This window comes from Pseudoalteromonas sp. MM17-2 (assembly GCF_022347945.1).
In the GTDB taxonomy this organism is placed as follows: Bacteria; Pseudomonadota; Gammaproteobacteria; order Enterobacterales; family Alteromonadaceae; genus Pseudoalteromonas; species Pseudoalteromonas ruthenica.
The window spans coordinates 59,229-75,642 of record NZ_JAKRFV010000001.1 but is presented as its reverse complement, the minus strand read 5'-3'; the positions used below and the strand labels follow the sequence as shown (position 1 = coordinate 75,642).

17 protein-coding genes are annotated in these 16,414 nt (G+C 45.5%); 5 read left to right on the top strand and 12 right to left on the bottom strand.

Features of this window, described 5'->3' with window-relative positions:
* Nucleotides 1-90: 90 nt before the first annotated feature.
* Nucleotides 91-432 carry a site-specific integrase gene (locus MHM93_RS00375; protein WP_343224132.1) on the bottom strand — a complete coding sequence of 114 codons (342 nt, stop codon included), beginning with the start codon at nucleotides 430-432 and terminating at the stop codon, nucleotides 91-93.
* Nucleotides 433-850: 418 nt separating this feature from the next.
* On the opposite strand from MHM93_RS00375, the gene MHM93_RS00370 reads away from it, so the two are divergent.
* The 5 genes from MHM93_RS00370 to MHM93_RS00350 all read left to right on the top strand — a co-directional run bounded on the left by MHM93_RS00370 (nucleotide 851) and on the right by MHM93_RS00350 (nucleotide 3,834).
* On the top strand, nucleotides 851-1,159 hold the full coding sequence (locus MHM93_RS00370; RefSeq protein WP_239447527.1) for a hypothetical protein: 309 nt from the start codon (nucleotides 851-853) through the stop codon (nucleotides 1,157-1,159).
* A gap of 130 nt (nucleotides 1,160-1,289) precedes the next feature.
* On the top strand, nucleotides 1,290-1,724 hold the full coding sequence (locus MHM93_RS00365; RefSeq protein WP_239447526.1) for a hypothetical protein: 435 nt from the start codon (nucleotides 1,290-1,292) through the stop codon (nucleotides 1,722-1,724).
* Nucleotides 1,725-1,792: 68 nt separating this feature from the next.
* Entirely contained in the window at nucleotides 1,793-2,530 is a 738-nt protein-coding gene (locus MHM93_RS00360) for a hypothetical protein (RefSeq protein ID WP_239447525.1), read from the top strand.
* Between the two features lie 21 nt (nucleotides 2,531-2,551).
* Nucleotides 2,552-3,010 carry a hypothetical protein gene (locus MHM93_RS00355; RefSeq protein ID WP_239447524.1) on the top strand — a complete coding sequence of 153 codons (459 nt, stop codon included), beginning with the start codon at nucleotides 2,552-2,554 and terminating at the stop codon, nucleotides 3,008-3,010.
* A gap of 113 nt (nucleotides 3,011-3,123) precedes the next feature.
* The gene (locus MHM93_RS00350; RefSeq protein WP_239447523.1) at nucleotides 3,124-3,834 is read left to right on the top strand and encodes a polysaccharide deacetylase family protein; all 711 of its coding nucleotides are present in this window, start codon (nucleotides 3,124-3,126) and stop codon (nucleotides 3,832-3,834) included.
* A 384-nt stretch (nucleotides 3,835-4,218) separates the two neighbouring features.
* Here MHM93_RS00350 and MHM93_RS00345 read toward each other — a convergent pair whose 3' ends face one another.
* The 11 genes from MHM93_RS00345 to MHM93_RS00295 all read right to left on the bottom strand — a co-directional run bounded on the left by MHM93_RS00345 (nucleotide 4,219) and on the right by MHM93_RS00295 (nucleotide 16,407).
* Nucleotides 4,219-4,713 (bottom strand): hypothetical protein, encoded by a 495-nt coding sequence (locus MHM93_RS00345; protein ID WP_239447522.1) that lies wholly within the window; start codon nucleotides 4,711-4,713, stop codon nucleotides 4,219-4,221.
* A gap of 235 nt (nucleotides 4,714-4,948) precedes the next feature.
* Nucleotides 4,949-5,281, bottom strand: a complete 333-nt coding sequence (locus MHM93_RS00340; RefSeq protein WP_239447521.1) for a zinc ribbon domain-containing protein — start codon at nucleotides 5,279-5,281, stop codon at nucleotides 4,949-4,951.
* A 277-nt stretch (nucleotides 5,282-5,558) separates the two neighbouring features.
* Nucleotides 5,559-6,344: an NERD domain-containing protein gene (locus MHM93_RS00335; protein WP_239447520.1), complete on the bottom strand. Its 786-nt coding sequence runs from the start codon at nucleotides 6,342-6,344 to the stop codon at nucleotides 5,559-5,561.
* Nucleotides 6,345-6,860: 516 nt separating this feature from the next.
* Nucleotides 6,861-7,784, bottom strand: coding sequence for a GyrI-like domain-containing protein (locus MHM93_RS00330; RefSeq protein WP_239447519.1), 924 nt, complete (start codon nucleotides 7,782-7,784; stop codon nucleotides 6,861-6,863).
* A gap of 128 nt (nucleotides 7,785-7,912) precedes the next feature.
* Nucleotides 7,913-8,248 carry a zinc ribbon domain-containing protein YjdM gene (locus tag MHM93_RS00325; protein ID WP_239447518.1) on the bottom strand — a complete coding sequence of 112 codons (336 nt, stop codon included), beginning with the start codon at nucleotides 8,246-8,248 and terminating at the stop codon, nucleotides 7,913-7,915.
* A 120-nt stretch (nucleotides 8,249-8,368) separates the two neighbouring features.
* Nucleotides 8,369-11,158, bottom strand: coding sequence for a pitrilysin family protein (locus MHM93_RS00320; protein WP_239447517.1), 2,790 nt, complete (start codon nucleotides 11,156-11,158; stop codon nucleotides 8,369-8,371).
* Nucleotides 11,159-11,372: 214 nt separating this feature from the next.
* Entirely contained in the window at nucleotides 11,373-12,032 is a 660-nt protein-coding gene (locus MHM93_RS00315) for a CoA transferase subunit B (protein ID WP_045978812.1), read from the bottom strand.
* Between the two features lie 12 nt (nucleotides 12,033-12,044).
* Entirely contained in the window at nucleotides 12,045-12,746 is a 702-nt protein-coding gene (locus tag MHM93_RS00310) for a CoA transferase subunit A (protein WP_053911611.1), read from the bottom strand.
* A 23-nt stretch (nucleotides 12,747-12,769) separates the two neighbouring features.
* Nucleotides 12,770-13,675: a hydroxymethylglutaryl-CoA lyase gene (locus MHM93_RS00305; protein WP_239447516.1), complete on the bottom strand. Its 906-nt coding sequence runs from the start codon at nucleotides 13,673-13,675 to the stop codon at nucleotides 12,770-12,772.
* The gene (locus MHM93_RS00300; protein ID WP_239447515.1) at nucleotides 13,675-15,627 is read right to left on the bottom strand and encodes an acetyl-CoA carboxylase biotin carboxylase subunit; all 1,953 of its coding nucleotides are present in this window, start codon (nucleotides 15,625-15,627) and stop codon (nucleotides 13,675-13,677) included. Before MHM93_RS00300 ends, MHM93_RS00305 begins: the two co-directional genes overlap by 1 nt.
* 3 nt (nucleotides 15,628-15,630) lie before the next feature.
* Complete coding sequence (locus tag MHM93_RS00295) at nucleotides 15,631-16,407, bottom strand: enoyl-CoA hydratase-related protein (protein WP_239447514.1); 777 nt, start codon at nucleotides 16,405-16,407, stop codon at nucleotides 15,631-15,633.
* Between the last annotated feature and the right edge of the window lie 7 nt (nucleotides 16,408-16,414).

The window sequence follows — 16,414 nt, the reverse complement described above, 5'->3', positions numbered from 1 at the left end:
CCAGCGACTAGCTTAATTTAAACCGCTCCCGTACATTAACCCCGCAATTAAGTAATAACGCTTTTTCATAAACGACATTATCTCTTTGACTTATTCTGGTGTCATTACGACTGGCAATTTGGGTTGTCTATTGCTTTTGACAAAATTTAAGTCCACCGACAATTCTTCTTTTACTATGTGTTTGTACAAAAACGCTAATGCATTTAATGCGGGCATTTGCGTTCTAGGCGACATATTTCTTTTTAAAATTAAGTGGTCTAAAAACTCAATCACTCCGTCATCACCCATAGTAGTGAGATGTCTTCTATTATGAAAATGTATGAAATTAGATATCCAACTAAGGTAAGCGTTAACCGTTCTCAATGAATACTGCCGAGTCAACATGTTGTCTGAGATGTAATTTAAATAAGGCGAGCGAGTTTTTATTTTCATTCCTTTGAAAATATGCGAACACTGTGAATTTAAACAGTAATCACCCAATCGCTCACATAGTCAAGAAAACGACCCAATCGCGTGCTTTTGTCGCAAGATAAAAACGACCAATAGCTACTTTTAATAATACTGGCAATGAGTTAGCTAGTCTGTTAAAAATGTATCATTCAGAAAAGTGAGCGGTAGCGTAGTAGAAAAACGCGCGATTCGCTCGCTATAAACATGTTAGAGCTACTTGAGACATGAAGCACTTATTGATTTCAGCAATCCTTATTTTTCCTTTTTTCTCAATTGCCCAAGAAAAATGTGACGAAACATTAATTGAGCACAGCGAAGAAGTCGTAGTGTTTGATATATCGGTTAATGATACGAGTTTGGTTGGGATACCAGGAGCTAAATAAGAATAGTACGATTGCATATGAGATATGACGAACCCGCTATTGTACTATCTAAATATGAATCAATAACGGATAAAAGTGGAAATACCACATTAAATCCAGTGATGCCATCATATTGGCAATACTCGGGAGTACTCGACAAGTCCAAGGCTAATAACTGCGAACAGCATGCTGGATTCTATGCTGGTGGTTATTATCTGATTGTTAATAAACCAGGCTTCAATGGTTTCAGCATTGAGATTAATAGGTTAAGCATAGCTACAGACTTTAAGAAAAAGTCAGAAGTTAAAGGTAAAGTGTATATAACATTACTACCCACGCAACTCTAACAAACGCATTAATGAATGGACGTCTAAAGCTTGGCTGGCGCTCGTTCCTCACTAATTTTAGCCAAGCTTAATCCGCCCATTATGCGGGCGTTAGGCATACAAGGTTATTTTTAGCTTACAGGTCAAGCTTATGAGATGGGCAAAATTAAAAACGGGTATTATTATAGTTTTAGTCATCCTAATTTCTGAGGCAATTAGGCTACACACTGGGCTACCTATAACAATAATTGATATTGTGATGCTGCCTATCACATGTTTACTAATTTATTGTATGAAATATTATAGGTCTCCTTTTAGTAAAACATATAAAGGTACGGATAGTCACCTACAACAAACGCCTTTGCAACTGATTGGTTTCTTACTTTTTACAATTAGCTTAGCAGCAATGGGTAGCTGGATAGCTTGGCTTGGAATTCAAGCTCCTCTACAGTACTTCTCGGGTGTTAAAGGAGACGCCCATGGATATACATTAATTCAACTTGGTGGTTTAATTGCTTTATACAGTACGTGGGGAGCACTTGTTTTTCTATTTAGGCTAGTTAGCTTACGTAATAAATCTGCCTAACAAACTGTTTAAGAGGGGTTCGCAACGCGTGGCATTTTTTCTATGCGTGAAGTTTCATGGAGAGCTCGGTGAATAAAGTCGCTATCGGAATTTCAAGTGCGCTATTGCTAGTTATTGTTGTTGGAATATTTTTTCGAAGATATGCAATAGCTTGTGAATTTTCTCATATGCTAGATTTTCGAGAAATAAACAATCAGTTCCACATTGGAAGCGATATACCACCAGAGCGCATCGAAGATTTGTCTCAGATTGTCTCTTCCGCATTAAAGAGGATTGATGGAGTCTACGGGAGGCCTGAATCAACACCAAAAATATTGTTTACATCAGACTCTGCCACGGCAAATATTTTTGGAGCCAATGAAACGGCCACCATGCATCGAACGCCTTGGCGATCATGTATTATTGTTGGTCCTAAAGGCCAAAATGTGGACGTCATAGCTCATGAATGGTTGCACGCAGAAATCCAGCAACGTGTTGGCTTTTGGCGCTTTATCCAAGAAGTTCCTGTATGGTTTGATGAAGGGGTGGCACTCACGTTAGATCATAGAGAGCCTTTTTTGCCAGAAAACATCGACTTGCCAAACGAACGAGTTGAGGACGTCCGTAATTTAGTAACAGGAAAGGACTTCTTTTCAGGTAATATCATGGAGCATTATAAAGCTGCCAGAATGGCGGTGATACCATTAATACAAGCTGACAGCCTATACCAAAAGCTTGAACAAATTTCTAATGACGGCAGTTTCGATGCCGTATTTTTGGAAGCTAACAAGTCAATACAACCCACCGCTAACGCGTCGGCTGATTGAGGCGTTACATTGGAATAAAATATGAAATTTAAATGCCCAAATTGCGATAAGACTATTTTCAATCGAAGATTATCGCATTGTGAATTTTGTAGTTTTGAGTTACCACAAGAGCTATTGCTGAGTGATGCCGAAAAAATTAAGCTGAATAAAGAATATAAGGAAGCTCAATTAAATACATCTAGGCGAAGGCTAAGTAAAGATGTTGGCTATTCGGGGGTGACTGAAGCGAACGAAGTTAGCTTTCTGCTCGGAGTGCCGAGTCTTCGCACTAGAGCACCCAGACAATGTATTAAATGTAGTTTACCTGTTTCAGAGGACTTTGAAGATTGCCCATATTGTTTTGGTAAGAGCGAAAGTGAAGTAAAAAAAGCAAGGGTAGCTTACCAACAAGAAATGAAATTGGTTCAGGGGCTTGGTAAATACTTTATTATGGCTTTTTTATTAGTCGCTTTGGTTATGATTGGTGTATTTGTCGTATAACAAGTTAGTTAAACTGTGGAAGTAAAATAACAGGCGTGCGCTCCTTGGTCGCTTATTTTAGCCTGTTATTTTTTGCTTTTTATCAAGCATTATGAAAATAAGGATGGAACCCATTGAAAAGAGTATACCTGACGATATTGATTATCTCTGTAGTAATGATCCTGGGAGCTTGGAATATAAGTAAATCAAGAACTTTTCAGGTTTTTGGAGAGATAGTCGCAAAGGCCGAAACAAATGAAAAGGTTATCGCATTAACCTTTGATGATGGTCCTTGGGGGGCGAAATATACCACCCAAGTGTTGAATATCCTCGAAGAGCATGATGTGAAGGGTACGTTCTTCCTCAATGGGTCGGGAATTCAACAAAACAAGCAATCGGCGATAGATCTGGTTAACGCAGGTCATCAGATAGGCAATCATTCGTACAACCATAAAAATATGACGTTAATGGGGTTTGACGAGGTGAGGGATGAAGTCGACTCCACCACAGCCTTAATTCGCCAGATTGGATTCGAGGGTGAAATCTACTTTAGGCCTCCGTATGGTAAAAAGCTTTTTGTTTTGCCCTATTATTTGAAGTCGGAAGGAATAAAAACAATCACATGGAACGTTGAGCCTGAAACCTATCCTAAAGTTGCAGGAAGTTCTGCGTCTATCGCAGAGTATGTTGTTAACTCTTCTACTCCAGGTTCAATTATTCTTTTACACGTTTTGGGGTCTAAAAACAAAGAGTCGCGAGACGCTGTAGGGCCAATAATTAAGGGGCTGAGAGCAAAGGGCTACAAATTTGTTACGGTCTCACAGTTGCTAGGGGAAAATGCATAGCAAATGCAAGTAGCCGACTCACTGCTCTCCCGGCTGTTGCGGGCGCTAGCCACAGGACTAACCCAACTATCTAAGGAAGGATGAAATAATTAATGTCTGAAAACTCGGAAGCGATATAAATAGCGAGTAGAAAAATCAAGGGAAGGGTATTCAAATCTTTCCAATGATTTTCGCTCTACCAGCAATAAGCCTATGTTATTCCTCAATTAACGACCAATCATTGGGGAGCCTTTTGGGTGCAATTGGCTTTTCCCCTGGTAGGTGCATTAAGGTTTGGAATTGGTTTCTTTGCTCTTCGCTTCAAATCATGGTCTAGGCGATTAACAAAGTTCACTAACAGGCAATCATTCTCTTCTCATTGTTTAACCGTGAGTATGACTCTTATTATTTAACTTTAGGCTTAAAAACTTTAATCTCAAAAATTAAGTTATCATCCTCTTCGGGCAAATAAGATATTTTAACTCTATTACCCTCTTTTATTACTTTTGAATCATGCGCTCTGTTGGCGAAAAACATGCCGCTAGTGACATAATCATTATAATCAAAACTAACCTTTCCAACTTTAAATCGCTCTGTTTGACTGTTAGCCTTTTCAGTTTTCAGATCTGTTATTATACCTTCAACAGAAACCAATTCTCCAGATTCAATTCTTTCAATTCTTTCCATTCTTTTATAATAAGCATGAATGTTAACGGTCAAATAAAGTAAAACCAACGAAAATAGCAACCTAAAATCCATTAAATTAGAAAGCTTTAGCTTATCCTCATATAACCTCCTAAGAAAGAAAAAAGAGAAGATTAAAGAGAAAGTAATAACGATCGTGATATAGAAGTCCCAGCCTATAGTTGGAATTTTAGATTGATAATAAATCTCAAACATTATTGCTCTCTATCTAATCTTGGTTGTACATGCATATGAACCATGCTCGCTCTGTTTCCCTTACCTAAATCAAGCCAGAAAACGTGAGCGCCTGCACACTAAGAACTATGCGGCTTGTATTTAATCGGTTACTAAATTTGGATAAGGACATTACAAAAAGCATTGTTGCTATGTGAGATAGGGGTGACGTACATATATGTTATTCATATAGCTGTTTACTCACCTAGCCTTAAGCCTAGGTGATGAAAAAGTCCACAAGCGGAGCACTTACCGAACTATTGCGTTTATATAACTCAGTGAAACCACAATCCAGGCAGCTAATGGTTACATATTTACCGGTTTCATAATCCAGAATACTTTCTAAGCGATCAGCCGCAGCATAGAGTTGACCAGCTTCATAACCTTTGCACTTACACTTGGGGCATTGGTAATCACCACCTTGTTTTTCAGCGATAATTTTTTTAATTAAATTAAACCTTTCCGGGAAGCTGTCCTTATCGATAGAAGAGTAGGCGTCAAATAGTTCATCTAAGGAATATGAACTGTAATTTGGTTCATTGTCAAACATCAATCTTTCTCCAACAATGGGTAGAACACGTTTTAGCGATAATTGTCAGGGCACGCCACTTTGTTAAATACATACCCAATCAAATACCAACCTCTGAGTAAGGCGCAAAAGAACTGTCGCAATTTATTAGGTAAATTAAGAACTAGCTCAGGCAGTGTAAGTGGAGTGGGCAACATTCTCACCGACATTGGAAAACTGGGTAATTTCGTGGCCATTTATAGTATTTGATTTCTCTAAAGTTGCAACAAGTGGCTTGGGCGTTTTTAGGCAAAGTGTGTTATGCGTCGCTTTCGCTGAGTGCTTCCACTGAGCGGCACTTCGGAAACGTTGAACATCCCCAAAACTGAGCACCTTTATTGGCGCCGCGTTTGGTTTTACGAATAACCATCGCGGAGCCGCAGCGCGAACACGTTTTTGCGTTGGCTTTGTTCGCTAGCAAGTCTTTTACATGACGACGATGGTTAAAATTAGTAACCACGCCTTTTTTAAGCTTTAACTCGTTAATGGATGCAATAATGTCATGGCACTCGGCGATTGAAAACACTGGCTGAGTAAATTGCTTAATATAAGTCACGCATCCTCGTGCATAAGTAACGTTGTCTGGCATCACGGTTTTAAACTTACTATCACCGATAAAAACGACTACTGAATGCAACGTATTTGGTGCAATCGCCAATAGCGACTCGAGAGTTTTAGTATGTTTATAATTCTGATGAAGCGGGTTCTGAAAACGCGTTGAATGACGGTAAATTTTTTGCGTCCATTGCTTTTGTGTTTTAGAGCCAAATATCCAGCCTTTCATATTTTTGGTTTCCACAACGAATAACCCATATACAGAAATAACAAGGTGGTCTATTTGCGTCGTTCCGCTCTCAGTTGGCAGAGTTACGTCTTTCACTAATGTGTAATCCGACGAGGGTAACTGTGATAACAATCTATTTATAACAAACTCGCCAGCGAGGCCTTTGAACCAAGGGCTCTTGAATACACAGAGAATCATAATTAGCGGTACGAAGTACCAAACTCTCGCTAGCCCCCCGGCTAGCAGTGCTAGTATGTCCACATAACATCCTTATTTAAATCTTACCGCAATTCAATGCGGCAAATTGGTAAAGTACTCCTGAGCACAGTAGCCTCTGGCGTGACGGCTCTCGTATGTAAGTATAAATTAGCGAGCCTTGTTTCTGGCGAAGTGGCCGCTCAAAATATAGAGGCTGTATATATAGGTTAAGGGCCAGATTAGCATAATGAGAATTGCCACGAATATACGTTTATTTTTAAAACAATGAACCAAAGAACAGGCCCAAAGATAAAATAAAGAAAACAGTGATAAGGCAAGAAGTAGCACTTCCCATACGTACATCTCCTCACTATCTAGGCTTGAGTCAGCAACACGAGGGTCACCTAAGTTACCCAGTAATATGTAATAACCCCACATTGAAAGGCTAAGAATTAACAGCAAACAGAGAGAGCTAGACTTCAAATAGTATTTCATCATTTTTATCCGCGAAGCTGCCAGCAGAGACATTGCGTAGCGTGTTGAGCTTTGCAATTTCCTGCCAGCAGCTACTTTGTTTTCCTACAGGTCTTTCAATTTAACGTAAATTTCCATTTCTACGTAGCCATCAACTCTTGCATCATTCAGATAACGCTCCAACATTGGAAAGTTGTCGGGTTCAAACCCGCTATTTGGCAGCCAGTCAGAATAAATACCTAGCTGGGCCTGAATTGTGTCCTCTGGACTGCCCTTAAAATAGGCGACGGCATACTTACCTTTTGGAATTTCAGATGGCGAAAATGGCGGCTTTATGCTCACGTTTTCGCCAACCACTATCGAGGCGCTGTAGCGGCACTTATCCTCGGGAGTGACTGTTGGGTTATCAAACGCGAAGGCAAAGCGCTGTTGTTCGTCCGCTTTTATGCCATTATTCGTTGCCCATTCAATTATTTTATCCCATGCGTTATATATAGACTCAGGCTCATAGCCTCGTTGTGAAGCTAAAGTACATACGCGCTGGGTATCAAGGTCTTTGATCTCAACATTCATATTTATATCCTTTGATTTAGTTTTAATCATCACTTCATTTGTGATGTGTGCAGGATATAAATCGCGAGGGTGGAAATCTTTTCCATATTTGCTAAAGATTTTTCCAATCTTGCTATTTTTAACTTTCTCTGGGTTTCGTATTTGTGATGGCGTGAAGCCAAAGTGAAGCTTAACGGCTTTTGCGAAGTTGGCACTTGATGAAAAACCACAGGCTAAGGCTATTTCGGTGACTGTTAGCTGGTCTTTAAAGATTAATAAATTCGCAGCTCGCTCCAGTCTTCGCCGAGCGATGTAATCGTTGACGGTTTCACCGATAACCCCGGTAAAAATACGATGAAAGTGATACGCCGAGAAATGGCTAACCTTTGCTACATCAGCAAGAGAAATTTTTTCCGTTAAATGAGTTTCAATGTATTGGATTACTCTCTCAATGCGCTTTTTATATTCTCTGTCCATAGAAACCTGATTTAAAATATGGCTACTGCGATATTTCCTGCCACAGTATTAAAGGTGAAGCGGGGCAGTGAGCTTACCACCTGCTAGTGGCTTAGCACAGCAGGCAGCAAGGCGGGTATAAAGCGCGGTTAGGCTTTTTTCACAAACTTAGCGGTGACCATCATTTCACCTGCGCCATCGACCTTACATTCGAGCTCATGGTCTTTACTGTCTTGAATACGGCGGATCACGGCTTTGGTGCCGATTTTCATGACCATTGAGCTGCCTTTTACTTTCAAGTCTTTGGCAAGGGTCACCTTGTCGCCTTCATTTAATTCCGTGCCGTTGGCGTCTTTGGCTGTGATCGCTTCTTCTTCTTCGATTTGATTGGGGTCCCATTCATAGGCGCATCCAGGGCAAATCAATTGGTTTTGGTCTTGATACACGTATTGTGAATCACATTTTGGGCAAGGAGGAAGAGACATACTATTTAACTACTGAGATTGACAATAGCGCCAATGATAAAGGCTGGGAGGGGATTTTGCGAGTGCCTTCGCACACAAAAAAGCCCCAAACAAGTTGGGGCTTAGTATATTACCTTAGCTTTAGTCTAAGTAAGTGACTTCACCTAGGTTCAAGCTTTCGATTTGCTCTTTGATTTTAGCAACATCGCCAACAATCACCCATGTAAGCTGCTTGGGCTTAATAAGTGACTGTGCCTGCTTAGCGATAGCCTGCGTATCTGGCTGTTGCACTAGCTGCGGGTATTTTTCTAAATAGCTTACGTCGCGGCCATTGTCGTAGGCATCAGCCAAGGCATTAAGCAGAGAACGTTTCTTCTCATAGCGACCTGGCAGTTTCGCGATTTTATTGGCAACCACTTTGTCCAGCTCTTCTTGGGTAGCTGGTTGCTCGCCAATATAGCCGTTAAGCTCTTTAAGAATTTCCTGCATTGACTCTTTGGTCTTATCGGTTTGCACTGGGGCAAACACAAAGAACGTACTTTGCGCGTCGGTATCCATTAAAATAGTCCGAGCCCCGTAAGACCACCCCTTATCTTCACGTAGATTCATATTCATACGTGAGGTGAAACTGCCGCCGATGATGGTGTTCATCATATCCAAGGTCACTTCTTGCTGGGCGTCAGTGTCGCTGGCGTCTGGCCCCAGCAATCCAGAAATAATCAATGACTGCGGCGAGTCTGGCTTATCAAGTACAAACACTCGCGCTTGCTCGGCGTTGTCCACCGTCGGAATATCTAAACTAGGTGCCGCTTGCTGTGGTGCCTGCCAGCTTGCTAAGGCTTGTTCAAGGCTTTGCTTCAATTGCGCTTGGTCAATATCGCCGACAACCACTAAGCGCGCAAGATCAGGGCGCATCCATTTCTCGGTGTAGGCGAGCATATCATCACGGCTAATTGCCGCTACTGATTCTTCGTTACCAGTACCGGTGAGCGGTTTACCGTAAGGGTGGCTGGCACCGTAGAGCAGGGGCGGTAATACACGTAGGGCATTGCTCATAGGCCGTGCCTTTTCTTGCTTGATTTGCTGCAAGATGAGTGTGCGCACGCGCTCAATGTCGCTGTCATTAAAGCTGGGGTTTTGCAGTACCTCAGAAAACAGCGCTAAGCTTTGTTGCCAGTTAATCGCCATGGCCGACATTGACAGCGAGGTCTTATCAAGGCTTGCACTGGTGTCGATAGATGCGCCAAGTTTTTCGAGCTCTTCAGCAAGGGCCAAAGCCGATAACTCACCGGCGCCTTCATCAAGCATATTGGCGGTAAAATTGGCCACGCCTGGCTTGTTATTATCGTCACTGGCGGTACCGGCAGATATATCTAAGCGCATATTAATCACCGGTGTGTCGCTGCGCTGAGATAACACCACTTCAAGGCCATTACTTAGGGTAAAGGTATTCACCTCGGGCAAGTCAAGACTCGGGACGTCGCCTGCACCCGGTACTCCAGTGGAACGATCAACGCCTTGTTCGTTGGCGCTAAGCTCGGCAAATGGGTGCACGGTCAACACAAAGTCGCCACTGCTTAGCCAGCGCTCGGCCGCGCCTTGTACATCGCTGGTTGTGGCGTTGCTGGTAATTTCAAACGCGCGTTTATAGTAGCCTGGGTCGTTGTGATACACGGCACCGGAAGCAAGTACATCGGATTTACCGCCAAAGCCGCCCACGCCTTCTACTTGTTTTACCCACTCAGCGGCGTTAGAAAACTTAATACGGTTAAGTTCATCAGTGGTGGGGCCTTGAGCAATGATGTTAGCAATTTCTTCATCGATGATGGCTTCGATTTTTTCAATATTTGATTTATCAAGGGCATCAACACCAATGATCAGCTGACCCGCTAAGGTGCGCAGGTAGTTAAAGCTAAATACGTTAGATGCTAATTGCTCATCGTACACCAAGCGTTGATACAAGCGCGAATTCTTACCACCGGCTAACACGTCACTTAGCAGGTTTAAATACTCGCCATCGGTGGTGCCTTTTTCTGCGGTGTTCCACACCTTCACTATACGCGAAGCAGGTACGCGGTCTTTGATCACCATGCGCGATTGCTCATCACGCTTGGCTATCCACTTTTCCAATTTGGCTACCGGTTTACCCGGTTTAATATCGCCAAAGTATTTGTTGGCCTTTTTCTTCGCAGTCTCAACATCAATATCACCGGCTAGCACTAACACTGCGTTATTGGGGCCGTAATAGTCTTTAAACCACTGATGCACATCGTCTAACGATGCCGCATTTAAGTCTTCCATCGAGCCGATGACTGACCATGAATAGGGGTGGCCTTGTGGGAAAGTGTATTTCCACACATTATTCCACATGGTGCCATAAGGCTGAGCTTCACCTTGGCGTTTTTCATTTTGTACTACGCCGCGTTGCTCATCGAGCTTGTCTTGAGTGATAGCGCCAAGCAAGTGGCCCATACGGTCAGACTCCATCCACAATGCCATATCGAGGGCAGGGGTCGGGACATTTTGGAAATAATTGGTTCTATCTGAGTTAGTGGTACCATTTTGCTCGGTGGCACCCGCGCGCTCGAATGGTCCGAAATACTCGTCGTCGTAGTTTTCGGTGCCATTAAACATTAAATGCTCAAATAAGTGCGCAAAACCGGTTTTACCCACCTGTTCGTTTTTAGCGCCTACGTCATACCACACGTTTACCGCCACAATTGGCGCTTTACGGTCGGTGTGCACCACCACGGTTAGGCCATTGTCCAAGGTAAACGTTTGATAATCGATATTAACGAATGGCAGCGCTGGCGCTGCAGTTTTTTCCGCCTGTTGTGTTGCGGAGGTATCCGTTTGCGACGCAGTGCTTGCACAGCCGCTGAGGGATAACATCACGGCGACGCTAATCGCGCTTAAAGACATCTTATTCATGGTAGTCCTTGTTATTCTATTTATGAGTCCAGTAGTAACTTAGCATGATTTTGTAACCAGCGGCATCATCGATGCGAGCACTGGTGAGTTACAAATGTAAGAAAATATGTTTAGTTATATAAAGCATAAAAAAAACCCCTCAAATGAGGGGTTTTGGGTAACACAGTGCCAACTAGCACTGGGAATGAGGATGGTACATTAACGGGGTGTCCCGTTAGTCAAAGCGCATCTCGGGAACATCGCCTTCTACGATGAGTTTCCCTGCGGTTTTGCTGATTATTTCATCAACACTAACACCGGGTGCACGCTCTAGCAAATGGAACGCGCCGTCTTTGACTTCTAGCACTGCGAGGTCAGTCACTATCTTTTTAACGCAATTCACGCCGGTTAGCGGCAGTGTACATTGCTCTAGCAACTTCGAATCACCGTGCTTGCTTGCATGGGTCATGGTGACGATAATGTTTTTCGCCCCCGCCACGAGATCCATGGCGCCGCCCATGCCTTTGATTAGTTTCTTGGGGATCATCCACGAGGCGATATTGCCTTGCTGATCCACTTCAAATGCACCGAGTACCGTCAAGTCTACATGACCACCACGGATCATGGCAAAGCTATCGGCGCTATTAAATATGGCTGCACCTGTGGCTGCTGTAACGGTTTCTTTACCCGCATTGATCATATCAGCGTCGAGCTCATCTTCGCTGGGGTAGGGACCCATACCCAATAATCCGTTTTCCGATTGCAACATGACCTCAATGCCGTGCGGTACATAGTTGGCCACCAGCGTGGGAATACCAATACCTAGGTTAACGTAATATCCGTCTTCGAGCTCTTGCGCCACACGTTGGGCGATTTGTTCGCGGTTTAATGACATGCTCAGTACTCCTTAGGCAGTGCGTGTGGTAACACGTTCAATACGTTTTTCAAAATCGCCTTTGATAACGCGATTAACGTAAATCCCTGGGGTATGGATTTGGCTGGGCTCCAACTCGCCCGGCTCGACAATCTCTTCCACCTCAGCAACGGTAATTTTACCCGCCGTTGCGGCCATGGGGTTGAAGTTCATGGCCGTATGGCGAAATACCAAGTTGCCATAGCGGTCGGCTTTCCATGCTTTAACAATGGCAAACTCACCGGTAACTGATTCTTCGAGAATATAGGGGCGGCCATTAAACTCTTTTACTTCTTTGCCTTCGGCGACCGGTGTGCCGTAGCCTGTAGCGGTGTAAAAGGCCGGAATGCCGGCACCGCCGGCGCGCATCTTCTCAGCCAGGGTGCCTTGTGGGGTGAGCTCGACTTCTAGTTCGCCGTCCAGCATTTGCTTTTCGAACAGGGCGTTTTCACCGACGTAAGACGCCATGATTTTTTTAATTTGTTTATCTTCAAGCAGCACACCAAGGCCGAAGTCATCCACGCCACAATTATTAGAAACCACGGTGAGGTCTTTCACGCCTAGGCGCTTAATTTCACTAATGAGGCCTTCTGGGATCCCGCACAGGCCAAAACCGCCTGCGATCACGGTGTCACCGTCTTTAATTCCCGCCATTGCATCGGCGTAACTGGTGACTACTTTGTCAAAACCGGACATGTCTACGCACTCCTTCGTTGTTGTTATTGGTCACAGTGGGCAAGAACGGCGTTTGCGACCTTGCTTTGTGGTTGTTTATCAAGGGCACGGCATATTGCCGCGCCTGTCTGTGCCAATCTTTGTAAATCAATACCTGGGTTGATGCCAAGCTTTTGTAATAGATAAACCACATCTTCGGTGGCAACATTTCCTGACGCGCCTTTGGCGTAGGGGCAACCACCGAGTCCCGCCACGGCACTGTCAATGGTGGCAATCCCCATTTTGAGCGCCGTGTAGATGTTACTGATGGCTTGGCCGTAGGTGTCATGAAAGTGTACCGCCAGCTTGTCAGCGCTAATATCTTGCAATAGCACGCTCAGCAGGCTTTCTACTTGGTTGGCTGTGCCCACACCAATGGTGTCGCCAAGGCTGACTTCGTAACAGCCTAAATCGAGTAGCTGCTGGCTGACCTCGAGCACCTTTTGGGCGCTGACTTCGCCTTGATACGGGCACCCCAGCACACAGCTTACATAGCCGCGCACCTTGATGCCGTTAGCCTGAGCCAACGCCACCACTGGGCGAAAGCGCTCAATGCTCTCATCAATGCTGCAATTAATGTTTTTGTTGGTGAAGGCTTCACTGGCCGCAGTAAAAATAGCAAATTCGCCCACCCCAGCTTGCAGCGCAAGCTCAGCCCCTTTTAGGTTGGGGGTCAGGGCGCTGAATAACACTTCATCGGGGCGCTTAATAGCGGCGAATACCGCGCTGGAGTCGGCCATTTGCGGCACCCACTTCGGTGAAACAAAAGCGCCGCCTTCAATATGTTTAAGCCCAGCGTCACATAAACCATTTATCAGCGCGACCTTGGCAGCCAAGGGCACACTGGTTTCGTTTTGTAGGCCATCACGGGCTCCTACTTCGACGATGCGCACTTGATTAGGCATAGCCATTAGCTGTGCTCCTCGACCACGGCAAGTAATGCGCCATGACTAACGAGCTCACCCTCGCCATAGCAATAACTGCTTAACACACCATCATGAGGGGCATTAAGCGTATATTCCATTTTCATGGCTTCCATGACCACAATGGCATCGCCTTGAGAGACCTCAGCGCCAAGCGCTTGCAGGTGTTTGACCACTGTGCCATTCATTGGCGCGGCAAGAGCGTCGTTGGCACTTTGCTCAGCACCAATATAGTGCTTCGATGCTAGCTCAAACTGGAATTGTTGGGCGTCACGCATCACACACAAATGCTCGTTATCAACGGTGGCATCGGCGCTAAAGCGCTGGCCATCGACTACCACCACATAGTGGTTGCCATGGCGTTCGCCATTAATGTTATAGCGCTGACCATCAATATCCGCCGACATCCCGGTGGTGGCCACATGCATAACCACATCGTGACCAATAAGCGGCACGGCAACTTCATTGACTGAGTTAAGCTTAAAGCCCGCTAAACGTTGCCACGGTGAGGCGCTGGCTTGCTGGGTATTTAATTGGCAGAAATACACCCAAGCGGCCATCGCCAATGTATGGGCATCGGCTTGGGGCTCAACGGTCAATGCACCGCTGTGACTGTCAATAAAATGGGTATCCATGGTGCCTTGTTGCAACGGCTTGGCTTGTGTCAGTGCCAATAAAAAGCCAATATTAGCTTTTACCCCGGCAATATGAGTTTGTTTTAGGGCATCAGCCAAAAGCGCTAAGGCCTGCTCACGGTTATCGCCGGTAACAATAAGTTTGGCTACCATGGGGTCGTAAAATGGGCTTATTTCATCGCCACTGGTCACCCCGGTATCGATACGTACCTGTGCGCTGGCTGGTGGAAATTGCACATGGGTGAGAGTGCCGCTACTGGGCATAAATTGCTGCGCCGGGTCTTCGGCGTAAATGCGTGCTTCAAAGCTATGCCCGCTAATGGGTACCTGCTCTTGCGCTAATGGCAAAGGCTGCCCTGAAGCAATGGCAATTTGCCATTTCACTAAATCAACACCGGTGACCATCTCAGTGACCGGGTGCTCAACCTGTAGTCGGGTGTTCATCTCCATAAAGAAGAACTCTTCACCACAGAGTAAAAACTCCACCGTCCCGGCGCCGACGTAATCAATGGCCTGCGCACAGCGCACAGCGGCTTCGCCCATAGCGGTGCGTAAGGCATCACTGAGTCCGGGGGCGGGCGCCTCTTCAATCACTTTTTGGTGACGGCGCTGCAAAGAGCAGTCGCGATCGCCAAGGTAGATGCAATTTCCCGACTTATCGGCAAACACTTGCACTTCAACGTGACGCGGGGTGTCCACATAGCGCTCAATGAGCACTAAATCATTGCCAAAACTACTGGCCGCCTCGCGTTTTGCGCCCTCAAGGTGATCGACGAAGTCGGCTTTGTCACGCACTACGCGCATGCCTTTACCGCCGCCGCCATAGGCTGCCTTAATAAGCACTGGGTAGCCTATTTTATCCGCCTCTTGGCGTAAAAACTCGGTGTCTTGTTGGTCGCCATAATAGCCGGGAACCAGTGGCACATTGGCCGCTGCCATAATTTCTTTGGCGCGGGTTTTAGAGCCCATGGCCTCAATGCTTTTGGCACTGGGGCCAATAAACGTCAGGCCTTCGCGCTCGCAGCGCTCGGCAAAGGCTTCGTTTTCAGATAGGAAGCCGTAACCGGGGTGAATGCAGTCGGCCGCCGCCTGCTTGGCAACGCGAAACAAGGTCTCAATATCTAAATAGGATGATTTGCTTGGTGCCGGGCCAATATGAAAGGCACTATCGGCCAATTTAACGTGCTGTGCATTGGCATCGGCGTCGGAATAAACGGCGATGGTGTGCAGCCCCATGGCCTTAGCACTGCGGATAATGCGGCAGGCGATTTCACCGCGATTGGCGATTAAAATTCGTTTTAACATAGCTTATCCTTGTTGTTGCCAGGCTGGAGCTTGTTTTTCAAAAAACGCCGTAAGCCCAATTTGGCCCTCGTCGCTGACGCGGATCGCGGCGATACGCTCGGCGGTCAGTTGGCGTAAAGAATCATCGATGGGCTGATGAGCCACCTCGGCAATTAGGCGCTTCGCTGCTTTGACTGCTTGCGGGCCATTATCGGCTAATTTACTGAGCAGTTGCTCGGCGCTGGCGTCCAGATCGTCACTGAGCTCGTGGATCAGCCCGAGCGTTTGTGCTTGCTCGGCGTTAAATACCTCTGCGGTGAGGAAGTAACGTCGCGCATTTCGCTCGCCCATTGCGTTGATCACATAAGGACTGATCACGGCAGGAATAAGCCCCAGTTTGACTTCTGACAGGCAGAACTTGGCACTTTTATCGGCGAGGGCAATGTCGCAACAGGCAATGAGCCCCAGCGCGCCGCCAAAAGCGGCTCCTTGCACTAAACACACCGTGGGCAGGGGACACTCATACAACACCTGCATCAAGCGTGCGAGCTCCATGGAGTCAGCGACGTTATCCTCGAAGCTATTGTCCTTCATGGATTTCATCCAGTTTAAATCGGCCCCAGCGGAGAAGTGCTTGCCTTCACTTTTGAGTACCAAAGCGCGTACATCTAAGGTGCTGGCATGCTCGATACAGCGGATCATTTCGTTGATAAGCACATCGTCAAAGGCGTTGTGTTTTTCAACACGGGCCAAGGTTAAGATGGCGATGCGACTTTTAGTTATTGTTAATGTGACAGACATAGCGCCT